The organism is Hymenobacter sp. YC55 (assembly GCF_029433095.1).
Classification (GTDB): Bacteria; Bacteroidota; Bacteroidia; order Cytophagales; family Hymenobacteraceae; genus Hymenobacter.
On sequence record NZ_JARNTX010000004.1, the window covers coordinates 472,389 to 489,766 of the forward strand.

At 51.6% G+C, this 17,378-nt stretch carries 13 protein-coding genes; 8 read left to right on the plus strand and 5 right to left on the minus strand.

Annotation, left to right across the window (positions count from 1 at the left end; genetic code table 11):
* Positions 1-16: 16 nt before the first annotated feature.
* The 6 genes from P1X16_RS24635 (at position 17) to P1X16_RS24660 (ending at position 8,961) form a co-directional block, all read left to right on the plus strand.
* A complete protein-coding gene (locus P1X16_RS24635) occupies positions 17-832 on the plus strand; it encodes a carboxypeptidase-like regulatory domain-containing protein (RefSeq protein WP_277234788.1) in 816 nt (271 codons plus the stop codon).
* Positions 833-956: 124 nt separating this feature from the next.
* Positions 957-1,451: a MarR family transcriptional regulator gene (locus P1X16_RS24640; protein ID WP_277234790.1), complete on the plus strand. Its 495-nt coding sequence runs from the start codon at positions 957-959 to the stop codon at positions 1,449-1,451.
* Between the two features lie 119 nt (positions 1,452-1,570).
* Complete coding sequence (locus tag P1X16_RS24645; RefSeq protein WP_277234792.1) at positions 1,571-3,979, plus strand: 3-hydroxyacyl-CoA dehydrogenase/enoyl-CoA hydratase family protein; 2,409 nt, start codon at positions 1,571-1,573, stop codon at positions 3,977-3,979.
* Positions 3,980-4,156: 177 nt separating this feature from the next.
* Positions 4,157-5,335, plus strand: a complete 1,179-nt coding sequence (locus P1X16_RS24650; protein ID WP_277234793.1) for an acetyl-CoA C-acyltransferase — start codon at positions 4,157-4,159, stop codon at positions 5,333-5,335.
* Positions 5,336-5,586: 251 nt separating this feature from the next.
* A complete protein-coding gene (locus P1X16_RS24655; RefSeq protein WP_277234795.1) occupies positions 5,587-7,374 on the plus strand; it encodes an acyl-CoA dehydrogenase family protein in 1,788 nt (595 codons plus the stop codon).
* Between the two features lie 162 nt (positions 7,375-7,536).
* Positions 7,537-8,961, plus strand: coding sequence for a Glu/Leu/Phe/Val dehydrogenase (locus P1X16_RS24660; RefSeq protein WP_277234797.1), 1,425 nt, complete (start codon positions 7,537-7,539; stop codon positions 8,959-8,961).
* Positions 8,962-9,049: 88 nt separating this feature from the next.
* On the opposite strand, the gene P1X16_RS24665 is transcribed toward P1X16_RS24660, so the two are convergent.
* The 5 genes from P1X16_RS24665 to mutY all read right to left on the minus strand — a co-directional run bounded on the left by P1X16_RS24665 (position 9,050) and on the right by mutY (position 15,863).
* Positions 9,050-10,504 carry a hypothetical protein gene (locus P1X16_RS24665; protein ID WP_277234798.1) on the minus strand — a complete coding sequence of 485 codons (1,455 nt, stop codon included), beginning with the start codon at positions 10,502-10,504 and terminating at the stop codon, positions 9,050-9,052.
* Between the two features lie 711 nt (positions 10,505-11,215).
* Entirely contained in the window at positions 11,216-13,315 is a 2,100-nt protein-coding gene (gene recG / locus P1X16_RS24670) for an ATP-dependent DNA helicase RecG (RefSeq protein ID WP_277234800.1), read from the minus strand.
* Positions 13,316-13,409: 94 nt separating this feature from the next.
* Positions 13,410-14,003 (minus strand): gliding motility lipoprotein GldD, encoded by a 594-nt coding sequence (gene gldD / locus P1X16_RS24675; protein WP_277234802.1) that lies wholly within the window; start codon positions 14,001-14,003, stop codon positions 13,410-13,412.
* 251 nt (positions 14,004-14,254) lie between these two features.
* On the minus strand, positions 14,255-14,689 hold the full coding sequence (locus P1X16_RS24680; RefSeq protein WP_277234804.1) for a single-stranded DNA-binding protein: 435 nt from the start codon (positions 14,687-14,689) through the stop codon (positions 14,255-14,257).
* Between the two features lie 82 nt (positions 14,690-14,771).
* On the minus strand, positions 14,772-15,863 hold the full coding sequence (mutY, locus tag P1X16_RS24685; RefSeq protein ID WP_277234806.1) for an A/G-specific adenine glycosylase: 1,092 nt from the start codon (positions 15,861-15,863) through the stop codon (positions 14,772-14,774).
* Positions 15,864-16,007: 144 nt separating this feature from the next.
* Here mutY and P1X16_RS24690 point away from each other — a divergent pair, with 144 nt between their 5' ends.
* Positions 16,008-16,364, plus strand: a complete 357-nt coding sequence (locus tag P1X16_RS24690; protein ID WP_277234808.1) for an HU family DNA-binding protein — start codon at positions 16,008-16,010, stop codon at positions 16,362-16,364.
* 75 nt (positions 16,365-16,439) lie between these two features.
* Complete coding sequence (locus P1X16_RS24695; protein ID WP_277234810.1) at positions 16,440-17,351, plus strand: tetratricopeptide repeat protein; 912 nt, start codon at positions 16,440-16,442, stop codon at positions 17,349-17,351.
* Positions 17,352-17,378: the final 27 nt, after the last annotated feature.

Genomic DNA, 17,378 nt, shown 5'->3' on the forward strand with positions numbered 1-17,378 from the left:
CTTCTAACCATATTACATGAAACACTTTACTAATCTTGTTTTATCATCAGTTTGCGCGGTAGCATTATTATCTGGTTGCAGTGGTAAAGACGGTGATCCAGGACCAGCAGGCGCAACCGGTGCCACTGGGGCTACAGGTCCTGCCGGAACTTCTGGCCAGAATTTAACTGGAGCAATGTTTGGCTTTGTAAACCCAGTAGATGAGTTTGGAAGCCCTGTGGCTAAAAATGGTGTAACTGTCACACTTGAAGGAGTGACTCCGGCCGCAACGGCTACCACTAATAGCGACGGACGGTATGAGTTTACTAATCTGCGCAACGGCACTTATAATATTGCATTCAGTCGGACGGGTCTTTCCACTTACCGCCGCATTAGCGTTGCCCACGTTGGTGGCGACCAGCCCACTTTTTTAGGCACGAGTTCGCTTACTGCTCCTTCTACTACCACATTCGGTACAGTCGTGGTAAATAGTATCGTTGGCGGTAGCGTTAACATCAATATTCCCTATTCTAACTTAGCTGCTCCTAGCAACTATTTTCTTCGTACTGCTATCTATGTGAGTGCCACTACCGGGGTAAACTCCACAAATGGTACCTTCTTAATGTATGCCTATCCCAACTCAAGTTTGAATTCGAATTCAGGTACTATCAGCACTACTATTTCCAGGAGTACATTGAATAATGCTGGCTTTGCAACCGGAACAGCAGTGTACATAGTAGCATATGGCGTACCTTCTTTGTTGACTGGTCAAACAGATGCTACTACAGGCAAGACTATTTACAATGGACTTAGCGCTACTTCGTCTAACCAGGTAGCTTTTATTGTGCCTTAATAAAAGGATAAGCGCAAGGGCATAGAAATCGAGGGGCACCATGCGGTACCCCTCGATTTTTTATAGTGGTTTAGTATGCAAGCATAACATATTTTCGTATGTTTACCGGACTTGCTCTCTACTGATGAAACCCGAAGAAACCGTCGATTATAACATAAAGGTTGCCTGGCACGCTATTTCGCGCATGTACAATACGCAGGCGGCTAAGCACGACATTACCACCAGCATTGGTTTCGTCCTGCTGAATATCGACCAAGAAAACGGCACACCAGCAACTAAAATTGCGCCGCTGCTAGGTCTGGAAACCCGCTCCCTCACGCGCATTCTGCGTTCTATGGAAGAGAAAGGGCTCATCTATAAACAGGCTGATACACAAGACAAGCGCTCGGTCCGCATTTTCCTGACGGAGGAAGGATTGCGCGGCAAGGAGATTTCACGTCAAACGGTGCGTCACTTTAATTTAAAAGTACGCGAGAAAATCCCCCAAAATCAACTAGACATCATGTTCAAGGTGATAGGACAAATTACCAGCATGATTGAGGGCAAAACGCTTTTCGACGATTTTCAACTGAAGCAACTTCGTTCCGAGTCCTCCTCAACTGAATCACGGCCGCTTTAAACTCTGGGTTTACAACACAGGCAGAGTCGTTATGCGTATATATACTCTGCATGACGAATAGTTTAGATACGCTTTTCTTTCCGAATCCTTTATTTCTCACCCACTCATTCTCCCCACGAATGAATCGTACCATCAAAAAAGTAGCTGTATTAGGCTCCGGTGTGATGGGCTCGCGCATTGCCTGCCACTTCGCCAACATCGGGGTGCAGGTGCTGCTGCTCGATATTGCCCCCAAAGAGTTGCTGCCCGCCGAAGAAGCGAAAGGCCTGAAGCTGGATAACCCCGCTGTGCGCAACCGCATTGTGAATGCAGCGCTACAAGCGGCCATTGCTAGCAACCCCGCGCCGCTGTACCGCAAAGGTGACGCTAGCCGTATCAAAACCGGCAACTTCGACGACAACCTCAAAGGCATTGCAAGCTGCGACTGGACCATTGAAGTGGTAGTAGAGCGCCTCGATATCAAAAAGAGCATCTTCGAGCGGGTAGAGCAGTTCCGTAAGCCTGGTACGCTTATCACGTCTAACACCAGCGGCATCCCGATTCACATGATGACGGAAGGCCGCTCCGACGATTTCAAGAAACACTTCTGCGGCACTCACTTTTTCAACCCGCCGCGCTACCTCAAATTGCTCGAAATCATTCCGACGCCGGACACCGATCCGGCCATCGTTGATTTCCTGATGCATTACGGCGACCTGTACTTGGGCAAAACCACAGTACTAGCCAAGGACACGCCCGCCTTCATTGCCAACCGCGTCGGCGTATTCGCCATCATGGACGTGGTGCAAGTGATGAGCCAACTCGGCTTGACGGTGGAAGAGGTAGACAAGCTTACTGGTCCGGTTATCGGCCACGCCAAGTCAGCTACCTTCCGCACCTCGGATGTGGTGGGCCTAGATACGATGATCAACGTGGCCAACGGCTTGGCGCAAAACCTGCCTAACGACGAAGCCAAGGCCGTGTTCCAAGTACCCGACTTCATCAAGAAGATGGCCGAGAACAAGTGGCTCGGGGACAAAACCGGCCAGGGCTTCTACAAGAAAGTACGCGGCGAGGGCGGCAAGTCCGAGATTCTAGCCCTTGACCTGAATACGCTCGAATACAAGCCGAGCGCCAAGGTGAAGTTTGCCACGCTGGAAACTACCAAGCCTATCGAGAAGCTGGCGGACCGCTTTAAGGTGCTGGTAGCTGGCAAAGACAAGGCGGCTGATTTCTACCGCAAGACCTTCGCAGGCCTATTCGCCTACGTGTCCAACCGGATTCCAGAAATTACCGATTCGCTCTACAAAATTGACGATGCCCTGCGTGCTGGTTTCGGCTGGGAAATGGGTCCGTTTGAGACCTGGGATGCTCTCGGCGTGCAGAAAGGTCTGGAGCTAGCCCAAGCCGAAGGCAAGACCGTAGCGCCGTGGGTAGAGGAAATGCTAGCCGCCGGCAACACCACCTTTTACAAGGTGAACGAGCAAGGCGTAAAGCAGTTCTACGATATAGCCTCGAAAGCGTACAAGGCTATTCCGGGCCTCGAAAACTTCATCATTCTCGATAACCTACGCGCCACGGGTAAAGTGGTGTGGAAGAACTCAGGCGCGTCGGTAATTGACCTCGGCGACGGTATCCTGAACGTGGAATTCCACTCCAAGATGAACGCATTAGGTTCTGATGTTATTCAGGGCCTGATGAAAGGCGTGGAAATAGCTGAAAAAGACTTCCGCGGCTTAGTGGTTGGCAACGACGCAACCAACTTCTCGGCGGGTGCTAACTTGGGCCTCGTGTACATGTTTGCGCTGGATCAAGACTTCGACGAGCTGAACCTGATGATTGCGCAGTTTCAGCAAGCCATGATGCGGATGCGTTACAGCAGCATTCCGGTGGTGGGTGCCCCCCATGGCCTCGCTTTAGGCGGCGGCTGCGAGCTGAACCTGCACTGCGACCGAGTGGTAGCGGCGGCCGAAACCTATATGGGCCTCGTGGAATTCGGTGTAGGCCTAATTCCTGGCGGTGGTGGCACCAAGGAAATGACCTTGCGCACCGCGGCCAAGTATGAGGAAGGTGAGCCGGAGTACAACTTGCTGCGCAATACCTTCATGACCATTAGCACGGCCAAAGTATCGACTTCCGCTGCCGAGGCCTTCGACTTGGGTTTCCTTCGCCGCGGTGATGAGGTAGTAGTAAACGGCAACCGTGTCATTGCGCAAGCTAAAGCCGCTGCTATCGAGCTAGCCGAAGATGGCTACACGCAACCCACGCAGAAAACCAATATCAAGGTGCAAGGCAAAGGTGCCTTGGGCATGTTCCTAACGGGTGTCCACGCCATGAAAGAAGGCCGCTATATCTCCGACCACGACGTGAAGATTGCCAACAAACTGGCTTACATCATGTGCGGCGGCGACCTAAGCAGCCCCACCGAAGTATCGGAGCAGTACCTGCTGGATCTGGAGCGCGAAGCCTTCCTAAGTCTCTGCGGTGAGCGCAAGACGCTGGAGCGTATTCAGAGCATTTTGACTACCGGTAAACCCTTGAGAAACTAGAGTCAAGAGTCTATTTCCACTCGACTTGGATGGGCTAGGAGGAGGCAAACAAGTAGAACGAAAGCCATATGCAGTATTGTTCTACAGATAAAGGAACTCTCCCTTGCTCGTTATTCAGAATGAGAGGAACTAGAGCCAACTAGCTCTAATCCCACTATTTTCTTCAAGACTAAAAATATGAATGCATATATCGTAGCCGGTTACCGCACCGCAGTAGGCAAAGCTAACCGCGGCGGTTTCCGCTTCACCCGGCCCGATGACCTCGCGGCTGACGTTATTAAGCACTTGGTAGCCTCCGTTCCTGCTCTCGATCCGAGTCGCATTGACGATGTGATGGTAGGCAACGCAGTGCCCGAAGCCGAGCAAGGGCTGCAAATGGGCCGCCTGATTTCGTTGCTAGCTCTGCCTACTAACGTTTCCGGCCTCATCGTGAACCGCTACTGCGGCTCCGGCGTGGAAACTATTGCTATGGCTGCCAGCAAAATCTCCGCCGGTATGGCCGATTGTATTGTGGCCGGAGGCACGGAGAGCATGAGCATGGTGCCTACCGTTGGTTGGAAAACAGTACCTAACTACAAGCTGGCACAGCAGCACCCCGACTACTACCTCGGCATGGGTTTAACCGCCGAAGCTGTAGCGCAGGACTATAAAATCAGCCGCGAAGACCAAGACCAGTTTTCCTACAACTCTCACCAGAAGGCTATCAAGGCTATTCAGGAAGGTAAGTTCAAGGAACAGATTGTGCCCATCACGGTAGAGGAAACCTACCTCGACCAAGCTACCAACAAAAAGAAAACCCGCTCTTACGTAGTCGATACCGACGAGGGTCCACGCGCCGATACGTCGGTGGAAGCTCTAGGCAAACTGAAGCCGGTATTCGCGGCTAATGGTACCGTAACGGCTGGTAACTCTTCGCAAACTTCCGACGGCGCCGCCTTCGTGCTGGTGATGTCGGAGCGAATGGTGAAGGAGTTGAACCTGGAGCCTATTGCCCGCATGATCACCTACGCCACGGAAGGCATCGACCCACGCATCATGGGCATGGGCCCTATCAAGGCGGTTCCGAAGGCGCTCAAGCAAGCGGGCATGAAACTCGACGATATCGACTTGATTGAGTTGAACGAGGCATTTGCTTCGCAGTCCATTGCGGTAGTGCGCGAGCTAGGTATTGACGAGAGCAAGCTGAACGTGAACGGCGGTGCTATTGCGCTTGGTCATCCGCTCGGTTGCTCCGGCGCCAAGCTCAGTATTCAGCTGTTCCATGAATTGCGCCAGCGCGGCCAGAAGTACGGTATGGTAACTGCCTGCGTAGGTGGTGGCCAAGGCGTAGCTGGTATCTACGAGTTGCTGAAGTAATTGAACTGATTAGCTTTTATTGTTAAGCTTAGATAAGCTAGTACAATAGACAGCTAGATTTTTACAGCAAAGAAAACCCCAAATAAACGGGGTTTTCTTTTCGTTAAGTAGTCGGCAAGCATAACATATTTTCGTATATTTCGGTAACTCAGCCTTAAGGATACTTTAGGCAAAAAATACTCGGCAAGCCGAACATCTTGCCTCTTCTCTAGACTTCAATAAAACCTCTCACAACAATTCTCACCTTAGTCATGGAAGTAACCAACAAGCTTGTGAAAGGCGGCGAGTTCATTATCAAAGAGACCGACGCCCAGGACATATTCACGCCCGCCGATTTCTCGGAAGAGCAAAACATGATGCACCAGACGGCTCTGGACTTCGTGGAAAAAGAAGTTCAGCCGCTGCTTGAGCGTCTCGACAACCACGAGGAGGGCCTGATGCGTGGCCTAATGGAAAAAGCTGGTCAGCTTGGCTTGTTTGGGGTAAGTATTCCGGAGCAGTACGGCGGCCTGGATATGGACTTCACTACTTCCCTGCGCGTGACCGAAGGTGTAGGTGGTGGCCACTCGTTCCCAGTTGCCTTCGCGGCTCACACGGGTATTGCTATGCTGCCTATTCTGTACTTCGGCAACGAAGAGCAGAAGAATAAGTACCTGCCCGGCCTAACCAACGGCGAATTGATGGGGGCTTACTGCCTCACCGAGCCTGGCTCGGGCTCCGACGCTCTGGGTGCCAAAACCAAAGCAATTCCCACCGAGGATGGTGAGCATTATGTGCTCAATGGCCAGAAGATGTGGATTACGAACGGTGGTTTTGCCGACGTATTCATCGTGTTTGCTCAGGTGGACGGCGACAAGTTTACCGGCTTCATTGTAGAGCGCAATACGCCGGGCTTGAGCCTCGGCAACGAGGAGCACAAGATGGGTATCAAGGGTTCCTCGACCCGGCAGGTGTTCCTTTCTGATGTAAAAGTGCCAAAGTCGGCTGTGCTTGGTGAGATTGGCAAAGGCCACCTTATTGCCTTCAATATCCTAAACATTGGCCGCATCAAGCTGGCGGCTGCTTGCTTAGGGGCTACCAAAATGGCGTCTACGCTGAGCATCAAGTATGCCAACGAGCGGGTGCAGTTCAAGCTGCCCATCGCCAAGTTCGGCGCTATCAAGCACAAGCTGGCGCAGCAAGCGATTCGTATCTACGCCGTTGAGTCGGCCATCTATCGCGCGGGTATGGACATTGCGCGCATGGAGCAAGAACTGCTCAGCAAAGGCCAAAGCCATAACGAGGCTCTACTTGGTGCGGCCCGTGAGTTTGCCGTGGAGTGCGCCATGCTGAAAGTAGAAGGCTCGGAAGTGCTTGACTATGTAGTGGACGAAGGTGTGCAGGTGTATGGCGGCTATGGCTTCTCGGCCGATTATCCCATGGACCGCGCTTACCGGGATTCACGCATCAACCGCATCTTCGAAGGCACCAACGAAATCAACCGCATGCTGGCCGTCGACATGATCCTGAAGAAGGCTCTGAAAGGCGAGCTTGACCTAATGGGCCCTGCTCAGGCTGTGCAGCAGGAACTGATGGCTATTCCAGACTTTAACTTGGAAGAGGAAACTGGTCTGTTTGCTACCGAGAAGAAGACTATTGCCAAGCTGAAGAAAGCTATCCTGATGATTGCTGGCACGGCGGTGCAGAAGTACATGAACTCGCTGGCGAAAGAGCAGGAGGTACTGATGAACATTGCCGACATGGCTATCAAGGTTTACACTGCCGAAAGCACCCTGCTTCGGGTAGAGAAAGAAGCCGGTGTTAAAGGCGAAGAAGCATTGTCGACGCAGATCGACATTGCCCGCGTTTACCTCTATGACACGGTAGACCAGGTAACCAAGTTTGGTAAGGACGCTATTGCCACTATGACTGAAGGCGACGAGCAGCGCCTGCTGGCTATGGGCCTCAAGCGCTTCACCAAAGCCGACCTATATAATGCCAAAGAAGCACGCCGCCGCATCGCCGACGTGCTGATTGCGGCCAACGAGTATGCCTACTAAAACACGGTTGCAGACGAGTTTTTAGGATTGCGCAGCTTACGTTGCGAATCACGGCAGATCAAGCCGCTCCTGATTACAGGAGCGGCTTTTTGTTTCTGGGTGCAACGGATTGTTGTGCTATGCGTTTGCCAAGCACACGTCCACTCCAAACTCCCACAAACTATGGCCAACGAACAGGTGCAGGGCAAAGACTTTTATGAGAGCGTGCTGCGGTTCTACGACCACGCCGCTAGTTTCTCGAAGCTAGACCCTGGTATCATTGCCCAAATACGGGCCTGCAACAGTATCTACAAGATTAATTTCCCGGTGGAAGTTGACGGGCACGTGCAGGTATTTGAAGGAATCCGGGTGCAGCACAGTCACCACAAATTGCCTAGCAAAGGTGGTATCCGCTATAGCGTGTATGTGGATGAAGAAGAGGTAATGGCTTTGGCCACGCTCATGACCTTCAAGTGTGCTTTAGTAGATGTCCCGTTTGGTGGGGCTAAAGGGGGCGTGAAAATCAATCCGCGTACTAGTTCAGAGCAGCTATTAGAACGCGTAACGCGCCGCTACGCTAGCGAGCTAATCAAGAAAAACCTAATCGGACCAGGCATGGATGTGCCCGCTCCTGACTACGGTACCGGCAGCCGGGAAATGGCTTGGATTGCGGATACCTACTTAACCTTCAAATATGGCGACACGAATGCCTTGGGCTGCGTGACTGGCAAGCCAGTGGGGCAGGGGGGCATCCGGGGCCGTACGGAGGCTACTGGGCTCGGCGTGTTCTATGGCTTACGCGAGTTACTAATGGACCAGCCAATGCTGGACAAAATAGGGATGAGCAGCGGCATTGCGGGCAAGCGCATTATCGTGCAAGGATTGGGCAATGTGGGCTACTACGCCGCACATTTTTGCCAAGCAGCCGGCGCTATTATCACGGGTATTGCCGAGCGGGAAGGCGGTATCTACAACCCAAAGGGCCTCGATGTAGCTGCTGTGCTTAAGCACCGCCAGGACACCGGCGTTGTTTGTGGTTTCGAGGGCGCAGAAGATGTAGCAGACTCTTTAGACCTACTCGAATATGAGTGCGACGTGCTCTTGCCGGCTGCTTTGGAAAACCAAATCCATGAGGGCAACGCCGCCAATATCAAAGCTAAAATTATTGCCGAAGGCGCCAACGGCCCTACTACGCAAGCCGCCGAGAAAATCTTGCTGGAGCGCGGTATTGTCATTCTGCCTGACCTCTATCTCAATGCCGGTGGCGTAACAGTATCTTACTTCGAGTGGCTGAAAAACTTGTCCAATGTGCGATTTGGGCGCATGGGCAAACGGGCCGAAGAAGCAGCTATGAAGCGGCTTGTGGAAACAATCGAGCGAACCACTGGCAAAACCATCACGCCCCAAGAACGAGAGCTGATTGTGCATGGAGCCGACGAAATCGACCTCGTTCATTCGGGCTTGGAAGACACCATGATTACCGCTTACCACGCCATTCGGCGGGTAATGGACGAAGTGGAAGGTATTACTGATTTGCGTACGGCAGCCTTTTACAATGCCATCGAGAAAATAGGCGTGAGTTATCAGTCGTTGGGCATCTTCCCATGAGGCGTCTACTGTCTTGAAGCTTGCGCACAAAAAAGCCACCTCGGATGTACGAGGTGGCTTTTTTGCGTTCCTGTAAACCTACCGTAGCCTATTGTTTCACTACGATCTTGTTGAGCATCAGTGCTGCCGATTTCTTGCTGGGTCGGCTGACGCCAATAAGCGTTTTGGCATCAAGCCAAGCTGTGAAATCCTTTACGTAAGAGGGGTTTTGATCGGCTGCTACATTCAGGCCTAAGCCTTTGGGTGCTTGCACCACGCCGGTCTGCAAATTCACGCGCCGTAGATAGAGGTCCGATTTGCCTTTTAGCTTCTCCCAAGTCATAAGCTGCAGGTCAGAACCAAATACAGCAGCTCGGTAGCCGATGCTGCTAAAGCCCTCTGCGGCCGGTGCTACCTGATCCTTCGCAACAATGCTGTGCCAGGCTGGCGACAGAAACTCGTTGTAGCCAAACAGGTGCAACTCACGGGTATGGCCGGGCGAATCGTCGCCGCCTTCCTCGTATTTCTTTTCGCCCACCACAACTAACTGCTTCTCGTCGGTGAGCAATAAGTCGGTTAGGTAAACGTCCTCTATGCGTTTCGCTGTACCAGCAGTGGCCTTGTTAGTTTCTGCTAAGTATTCTGGCGTAAAGCTGAATTCGGGGGCGAATTTCATGTCGCCTTCGCCCGAGAAATCAAACTTTACCACCTTCAAGCTATGGTAAAGGCCACTTTCCCGCTCGTTGCAGATAGCAGCAGCATACAGCACATTGTCGGGTTGTAGCGCAAACCGGGAGTCGAAAACGTTGACCACCTTACCCCCAAACGTGCCTCCCACCGACACCGACATTACCTTAATATCGTTGTTGTCGTTGCGGTAGCGCCGAACAGTGAGCTTCTTCATTTCGTCGCTCACCAGCGTCACGTACTGCGCACCGTCGTTGCCGATGTGGACAGTAGTGGAAAAGAATGCGCCCTGGTCGCTAAAGTCGTATGTGCGGTCTTTTAGCTTGGTTAGCTTTTCGTCGAATACGCTGGCGCTGATAGATTTAATTTGGTTGTTGCGAGCAACATAGCGCCAAGCTACCATCTTGCTACCATCTGGCGAAAAGGCCACACTGGGACGCCGGTCGCGCAAGCCAGTTTCGGTTAGCTTCTTCAGCGGTGATTTTTGGCCATTACTTAAGTCAATGGCTTGTGCCGAAATGCTTTGGGTGGCGCCACTCTTATCATAAATAGCTACTAAAGCTTGTCCACTACTGCTAGTAAAGCCTTCTATGGCTTGCTCAGCAGTCAAAGGCAAAGCGGTGCTCCACTGACGCTTCAATTCCGCGTCGTAACGCTCTATAGCGTACTCAGTAGCGGATTTATGAGCGAGAATTATAAACGCGCCACCAGGTAGCGGCAATGTTTTGCGAGAAACACGCTGGTTATATCGGTCAACAGAGCGTTCGGGCAAATAACTGAAAGGGGCTGACTTGACCTTTTGAGCTGATACCACAGTTGGGCTGAGCAGCAAGGTAAAGGCGACAGTGCCAGCAGCTAGCAGGTAGTTGAAGCGCACAAGCAAAGTGGGTTAAATGAAAAATCAGTAGAAAAGAGAAACAGGATTCTCCAAAGGTATCTAAGTCTGGGTTTATACTGTTAAAACACACTCATTTGTCTAAGGAGTCGCTTAAACGTAACCGTTTATTTACGCATTGATAACGCAATGGACAATGACTTCAAAGTATGTATGTGTTTAATTTGCAGGTGCTTTTGATTGTGAAAGCGATAGTCGCGGAAGCGTAAATATGATTTATATCTTGCTAATAAAAATTTATATAAAGCTAAGTATTTGTTTATGCTATACCCGCTTATCTCATTGGAAATTGCGTTTTACTAGTTTTTCTAAATATTCAAAAAACTGTTTTCTCCTAAAATTTGCTTGAAAGGTGAGAATTGGCCTTAACTTTGTTCCGCAACGATAGTATAGGCTGCACTGTTATATCTCTTATGAAGTCTTTAGTACGATTCACTCTTCTTTTCGCTCTTATTGTTGTTGGTAAGTTGGCAAAACAGTCTGATGCTATACTTGGTACAACGAAAGTGGAACCAGCAGTAAATCCAATAATAGCCAAGCCAGTTTCCTTTCAGCAGGCTGCTACTAACGCTAACAACAGCCGGCTATGGCACGCAATAGGCCCGGTTGCCAGTGCATCTGAAGGCATAGAATAGCTTTGTGTAAGCGACTCATACGAGTCGCTTTTTTTATGCTTGCTACCGGTCGTTGGCATTAACTGATCCTGCTCCAGTTTACGGCCGTAGCAGGAAGGCTTTCGATATGGCGCCGGATATTCGCGTTGTCGGGGTGGTTGAGGCCGGGGTCTTCGTTGATCAGCTGCTGGGCGGCGGCTCTCGATTCCGTTAGGATCCGTCCATCCTTCGCCAGATCAGCTATTAATAGATCGAGCACGCCGCTTTGCTGTGTGCCCATCAGGTCTCCAGGGCCGCGCAATTTCAAGTCGATGTCGGCAATTTCGAAGCCGTTGTTGGTGCGCACCATTGTTTCGATGCGAGTGCGAGAATCTTTGCTCAGCTTGTAGCCCGACATAAGGATGCAGTAGCTCTGGTCGGCGCCCCGGCCCACCCGGCCCCGAAGCTGGTGTAGCTGCGAAAGCCCAAACCGCTCGGTACTCTCTATCACCATAACAGAAGCGTTAGGCACGTTTACGCCCACCTCAATTACGGTAGTAGCCACCATGATTTGCGTTTCGCGCTTTACGAAACGCTGCATTTCGCTGTCTTTTTCGGCAGCACTCATGCGACCGTGCACAATGCTGATCTGAAACTCTGGAAACGCCCGGGCTATGCTCTCGTAGCCGTCCATAAGGTCCTTGTAGTCGGCCATGGCCTCACTTTCCTCGATCAGCGGGTACACGATGTATACCTGCCGGCCGAGGTTAATTTGGTCGCGTAGAAAGCCGAATACCTTAAGGCGATTGGAATCGAAGCGGTGCACGGTGACGATAGGCTTACGACCCGCCGGCAACTCATCAATCACCGATACATCTAAGTCGCCGTAGAGCGTCATGGCCAACGTGCGCGGAATGGGAGTGGCCGTCATCACCAACACATGTGGAATGACGTGCGGGTTCTTCTGCCATAGTTTCGAACGTTGCGCCACCCCAAAACGGTGCTGCTCGTCCATAATGGTCAAACCCAAGTTCCGAAATTGTACTACGTCTTCAAGCAGGGCGTGAGTGCCCACCAACATGTGCATCTCTCCGGAGCGCAGCTGCTCGTGCAATACGCGGCGGTCGGCGGTGCGGGTGCTGCCGGTTAGTTTCCCGATCTTGATGCCGAGCAGGTCAGCAAACTGCTTGAGGCCGATGTAGTGTTGGTCGGCCAGGATTTCGGTAGGAGCCATGAGGCAGCTCTGCGCACCGTTGTCGGCAGCCATGAGCATGCTAATAAAGGCCACAATCGTCTTGCCCGAGCCCACGTCGCCCTGAAGCAAGCGGTTCATTTGCTTGCCGGTACAGAAATCCTTGTAGATGTCGTGGATAACCCGCTTTTGGGCGCCGGTGAGGTCGAAGGGTAGTACGTTCTTATAGAAATGCACCAGCGTGGGCACTTCCTTGAAGATTTGCCCGGCTAGCTCTACTTTGCGTTGGTCGCGCTGGCGGAGTAGTTTGAGCTGCACATAAAACAACTCCTCGAATTTGAGCCGAAACCGCGCAGCCTGTAATAGCTCGGTGCTCTGCGGAAAGTGAATCTGCTGGATAGCCGTAGCCTTATCCATCAGCCCATACTGACGGATCAGATCTGCCGAGAGCGTTTCGTAGATATGAGGCAGCGCCAGCTTCAGCAAGTCGGCCACCATCCGGGCAATAGCCTTGCTGTCAACGCGGTGGTAGTTTTTAAGCTTCTCCGACGTGTTGTAGACCGGTTGCAGGTAGCTTTGGCCAGCTTTGGCTTCCGTAACCTCCTCCATCTCCGGGTGGGCCATCTGCGGCCGCCCGTTGAACATGGTGGGTTTGCCAAACACGATGTACTCCTGGTGGTTTTTGATGACTTTCTCCAGGTAGTTCACGCCCTTGAACCACACCAAGTCAAGCTCACCACTGGCATCAGCAACTTTGGCCACCATGCGTTTTTTGGGGCCTTCACCAACCACCTCCCGGTTGCGCAGAATACCTTTCACCTGCACGAAAGGCAGATCGTCGTGTAGGTCGCAGATGTTGTAGAACTGCGTGCGGTCGAGGTAGCGGAACGGGTAGCGCTGAATCAGGTCACCATACGTGAACAGGTTCAGCTCCTTTTGCAGGAGCTGCGCCCGTTGCAGCCCTACGCCGCGCAAATATTCAATCTTGGTTTGAAAGAAATTACTCAAGGGTAAATGGCAGAATGGCTCACTGGCTAAAAGATTGGTTGTTCAGACGATAATGCCAACAAACAACCCTTTAACCATTCAACAATTTGACCTTCTACTGAAACTTCAGCGTGTTAAGCAGTTGAACAATGTCCTTCTTGACATAATCAATCACCGGGGCCAACGAATCGTTGGCAGTTGCCGTGCGAAAGTACAAGGCGCCACGGAAGAAATGCTTGGTGCTGTCGGTGGTGTAAAACTGCATCTGGCTAGGAACCTCTCCTTGAAGCTCAAATACTGCTACGCGCAGTCCAGCAGGTGTCTTCAGGATGTTCTCATCAATAGCAGTGGCCTTCACCTCATGCTTGCTCGTAAGCTTGCGAGCATCCTCCAGCATTTTGTTGTACAGCTTCCGGTTGCCTTTCAGGTCAGAGTAGGTGATTTGTATACTAGCCTTCATGGCTGGGTAATACACATTAATCCAATGAGGCTGTGCCAGATACGAAGAGTCGCGCAGCACTTTCGCGTAGTGCGAATACTGAAACGTGTAGGGGTGGCCCGGCGCTAGCTGCTGATAGCGGTGAGGCGGCAAGTCGATACGGTTGTAGCCCTTGGGTTTAGGAGTATAATCGTCGGAGCCTGGCGAGGAACAAGCAGGCACCACCAACGTCAAGGTCAACAAGGCAAGTAGAATACGAAAAGCAGGCATTGGCAGCAATGCAAATATGTGTCTCAAAGGTAACGCGAAACCCTGGCCCTACAGCAATAACTCCACGTACAGATATCTTGGCAAGGCAAAGCTCCTATCAATAGCCTTTTAGACAAAGAACAGAAGCTTGATAAGCTAAGCGAGTAAGCAGGATTCTTCTAGAGTCTGCTACAAGGTTAGGCAACACTATTAGAACGAAAAAAGCTCTGGCAAAATGCCAGAGCTTGAAAACTGCTATTAAAAAATGGAGCTTAGAAGGGCAACTGATCCAGCTCTGGCTCCTGGCGGAACGTTTGTGGTGCGTCCACTACAGCCGTGGTGCCGTTGGCCTGAGTTTGCCCGTCGCCCGCTTGCTGACGACCACCAAGCATGGTGATTTCATCGGCAATGATTTCGGTGATGTAGCGGGTCTGGTTGTCTTTGTCTTGGTATTGACGCGTACGAATCTTACCCTCAAGGTACACCTGTTGGCCCTTTTTAAGGAATTTCTCGGCCATTTCGGCTAGACCTCGCCAAGCAGCAATGTTGTGCCATTCGGTGCGCTCAACGCGGGTGCCTTGCTTGTCTTTGTAGTACTCATTAGTGGCCAGCGTAAAGTTGGCTACGCTGACTCCACCTTCTAGGTGACGCACCTCAGGATCCTTGCCTAAGTTGCCTACCAAAATTACTTTATTAATACCTGCCATTGCTGGTTTATGAGAGAGTTAAGTGCCTGTATTTAGATTTAAAGATATAAAAATCCAGTATCATTACCAAATATTTTAGTAATCATTTCCAGCTTTTGTTAAGATAATTAGCAATTATAATAGGCTTCGGCAACCGCTCCGTTTGCTCTAGTGTAAAGGCTGCCAATCCTGATGAATGCAAGGCTGCGGCTGGCAATGGTTCGCGTAGCCACACTGGGTGAAATTTCGCTTCTACCTTCTGGTGACTTAGCACATGACGCATAGCTTGAACAGGTTCTTCAGCTTGGTCGGTAACCACTTGACCACCGAGCGCCTCTACGGTGTCTAGAAGCTCTAAGGCTGGTAATTCAGCAACCGTTTTCTCTGTTAGCGCAAAGTCATACAAACCCTCCCAAATATCCTTCGGACCGCGCTTACGCATATATACTGTGTTCCCGTGCCGTAGAACGAGGTAGTGGAAATGGCGTGTCCGGCCTGCTTTCGCTTTGCTTTTAATTGGTAATTCATTCACCATGCCATGCTGGAAAGCGTAGCACTGGTTCTGCAACGGGCAAAACAGGCAATCTGGATTAACGGGCGTACACTGAATGGCCCCAAACTCCATAATGGCCTGATTGAATTCGGCAGGAGCAGACGCTGGAATTAGCTGGTCAGCCAATACTTGGAAAACTCGTCGACTGGCAGGAGCCGCAATGTCTTGCGTGAGGCCAAACACTCGGGCCAATACCCGGAACACATTGCCATCGAGTACCGCTACCTTCTCACCGAAAGCAAAGGAAGCTATAGCCGCTGCCGTGTACTGACCTACTCCCCGCAGTTTTAAGAGCTCGGCGTAGGTCTCCGGGAAGCGGCCTCCATACTCGTTTACTACTTGCTGCGCCGTGTGGTGCATGTTGCGGGCGCGGCTATAGTAGCCGAGGCCCTGCCAGTGGCGCAGCACCTCATCTTCGGGAGCGGCGGCCAAGTCTTGAACTGTTGGATACGTGCTGATGTATGTGAGGTAGTAAGGAAGGCCTTGCTTGACACGGGTTTGCTGAAGGATTACTTCGGACAACCAGATGGCATACGGGTCGCGGGTGTGGCGCCAAGGCAGGTCGCGACGGTGCCGCGGGTACCATTCCAAGAGGGCAGCCGAAAAGTAGGGATGAGCAACAGCAGCAGAAGTGGAAGTCAATGTTTTGAGAAAGAATTAGTTGGACGTAAGTAAGGAGATAAATTTCATAGCGGGTACTACTATTGCAAAACCAAAAAAGGGAACTACCTTTGTGGCCCCAATTCGCAAGCAAACAGCCTACCAGGCAAGGGCTTACGTTTGGGATTGGGTAGCAGACCCAGCACATATTTTTCACACCATAGTACACTTACCAGCGTGACTAAAGCAGAAGTAATCGCCGAAATTGCCGACAAGACTGGCATTGAGAAAGCTGACGTTTCGGCTACCGTAGAAGCCTTCTTTAAAGTTGTGAAGGACTCGATGGCTGAGGGCAACAACATCTACGTACGCGGCTTCGGCAGCTTCGTAAACAAGAAACGTGCGAAGAAAGTCGCCCGCAACATCTCAAAAAATACGTCGATCATCATCGACGAACACTTCATCCCGAGCTTTAAGCCGTCGAAGACCTTCATTGGGAAGATCAAAAACAGCAAGAAGATTAAAGCGCTAGCCAACGCTTAAGCGTCATTGTCGTAATATTGCCGGCTGCGCCGCTGGGTATCCTGTTCCGGAGACCCGGCGGCCTGCTTTTTCCACATGGCCCAACGTACCTTTTCGCATCAGCTTATTCTTCTGGCCGTAGCCGCTGCGCTAATAGCCGGCTTGTTTCTGTTGCCAAAAGTGATTGTCAAGCCTAAGGAAGGTAAGGGGGAGTTGGCACAGGACGCTGCTAAAACCGCGACGCGCGACGGAGGTGGCCCAAACACCAATGGCTCGAAAGCTGTAGCTTCTTCTGGCGAACAGGATGGAACTGCAAATGGGCCATCGCTAGAGCAGCCGCACATGACGGTAGCACCTGCGCAACGCCGCGAAATCAGTACGCTTACTGCCCAATATACTGCCGAGCGGGACCCTATTGCTAAGCTTCGAATAGCTGGTAACTTGGCCGACAAGTACAAAGCGGCCGAGAAGTTTGATAGTGCCGGTTACTTCTTGGAGCAAGTGGCGCAAGCCCGGCCGGGAGAGCAAACGTGGAAGCGCGCTGCTGATGCTTACTTCGAGGCATTCAGCTTCGCAACCACGCAGGAGCGCCAAAAAACCTTAGGGGCTAAGTGTCAGGAACTCTACGGGAAAGTTTTGAAAAACAACCCCGAGAATCTGGATGCTAAAACCAACTTAGGTATGGCGTTCATGGCCAGTGAGAACCCGGTCCAAGGAGTGGTACTGTTACGCGAAGTGTTGGTGGCCGACCCGCGCAACGAGAAGGCCATCTACAATCTGGGTTTGCTTTCGATGCAAAGCAACCAGTATGATAAAGCCGTAGAGCGTTTCCGGGAGTTGACTAAGGTCAATCCGGAAAATGTGAACGGACAGTTTTACCTCGGCGTTGCTCTAGCTCAAACCGGAGCCAACGATGCCGCCAAGGTTGCCTTTCAAAAGGCAAAAAGTCTGAGCACGGACCCGGGCCTCACAGCCGCGGTGGACGAGCAGCTTCAGAAGCTTCAGTAAAACGCTGATGGCTGATAGTAGTGTGCT

Bases quoted from the DNA above. Each gene is read 5' to 3' on its own strand.
- gldD (WP_277234802.1), bottom strand. From the start codon at position 14,003: ATGCCTGCTTTTCGTATTCTACTTGCCTTGTTGACCTTGACGTTGGTG.
- P1X16_RS24680 (WP_277234804.1), bottom strand. From the start codon at position 14,689: ATGGCAGGTATTAATAAAGTAATTTTGGTAGGCAACTTAGGCAAGGAT.
- P1X16_RS24660 (WP_277234797.1), top strand. From the start codon at position 7,537: ATGGCCAACGAACAGGTGCAGGGCAAAGACTTTTATGAGAGCGTGCTG.
- P1X16_RS24640 (WP_277234790.1), top strand. From the start codon at position 957: ATGAAACCCGAAGAAACCGTCGATTATAACATAAAGGTTGCCTGGCAC.
- P1X16_RS24635 (WP_277234788.1), top strand. From the start codon at position 17: ATGAAACACTTTACTAATCTTGTTTTATCATCAGTTTGCGCGGTAGCA.
- P1X16_RS24695 (WP_277234810.1), top strand. From the start codon at position 16,440: ATGGCCCAACGTACCTTTTCGCATCAGCTTATTCTTCTGGCCGTAGCC.
- P1X16_RS24650 (WP_277234793.1), top strand. From the start codon at position 4,157: ATGAATGCATATATCGTAGCCGGTTACCGCACCGCAGTAGGCAAAGCT.
- P1X16_RS24655 (WP_277234795.1), top strand. From the start codon at position 5,587: ATGGAAGTAACCAACAAGCTTGTGAAAGGCGGCGAGTTCATTATCAAA.
- P1X16_RS24645 (WP_277234792.1), top strand. From the start codon at position 1,571: ATGAATCGTACCATCAAAAAAGTAGCTGTATTAGGCTCCGGTGTGATG.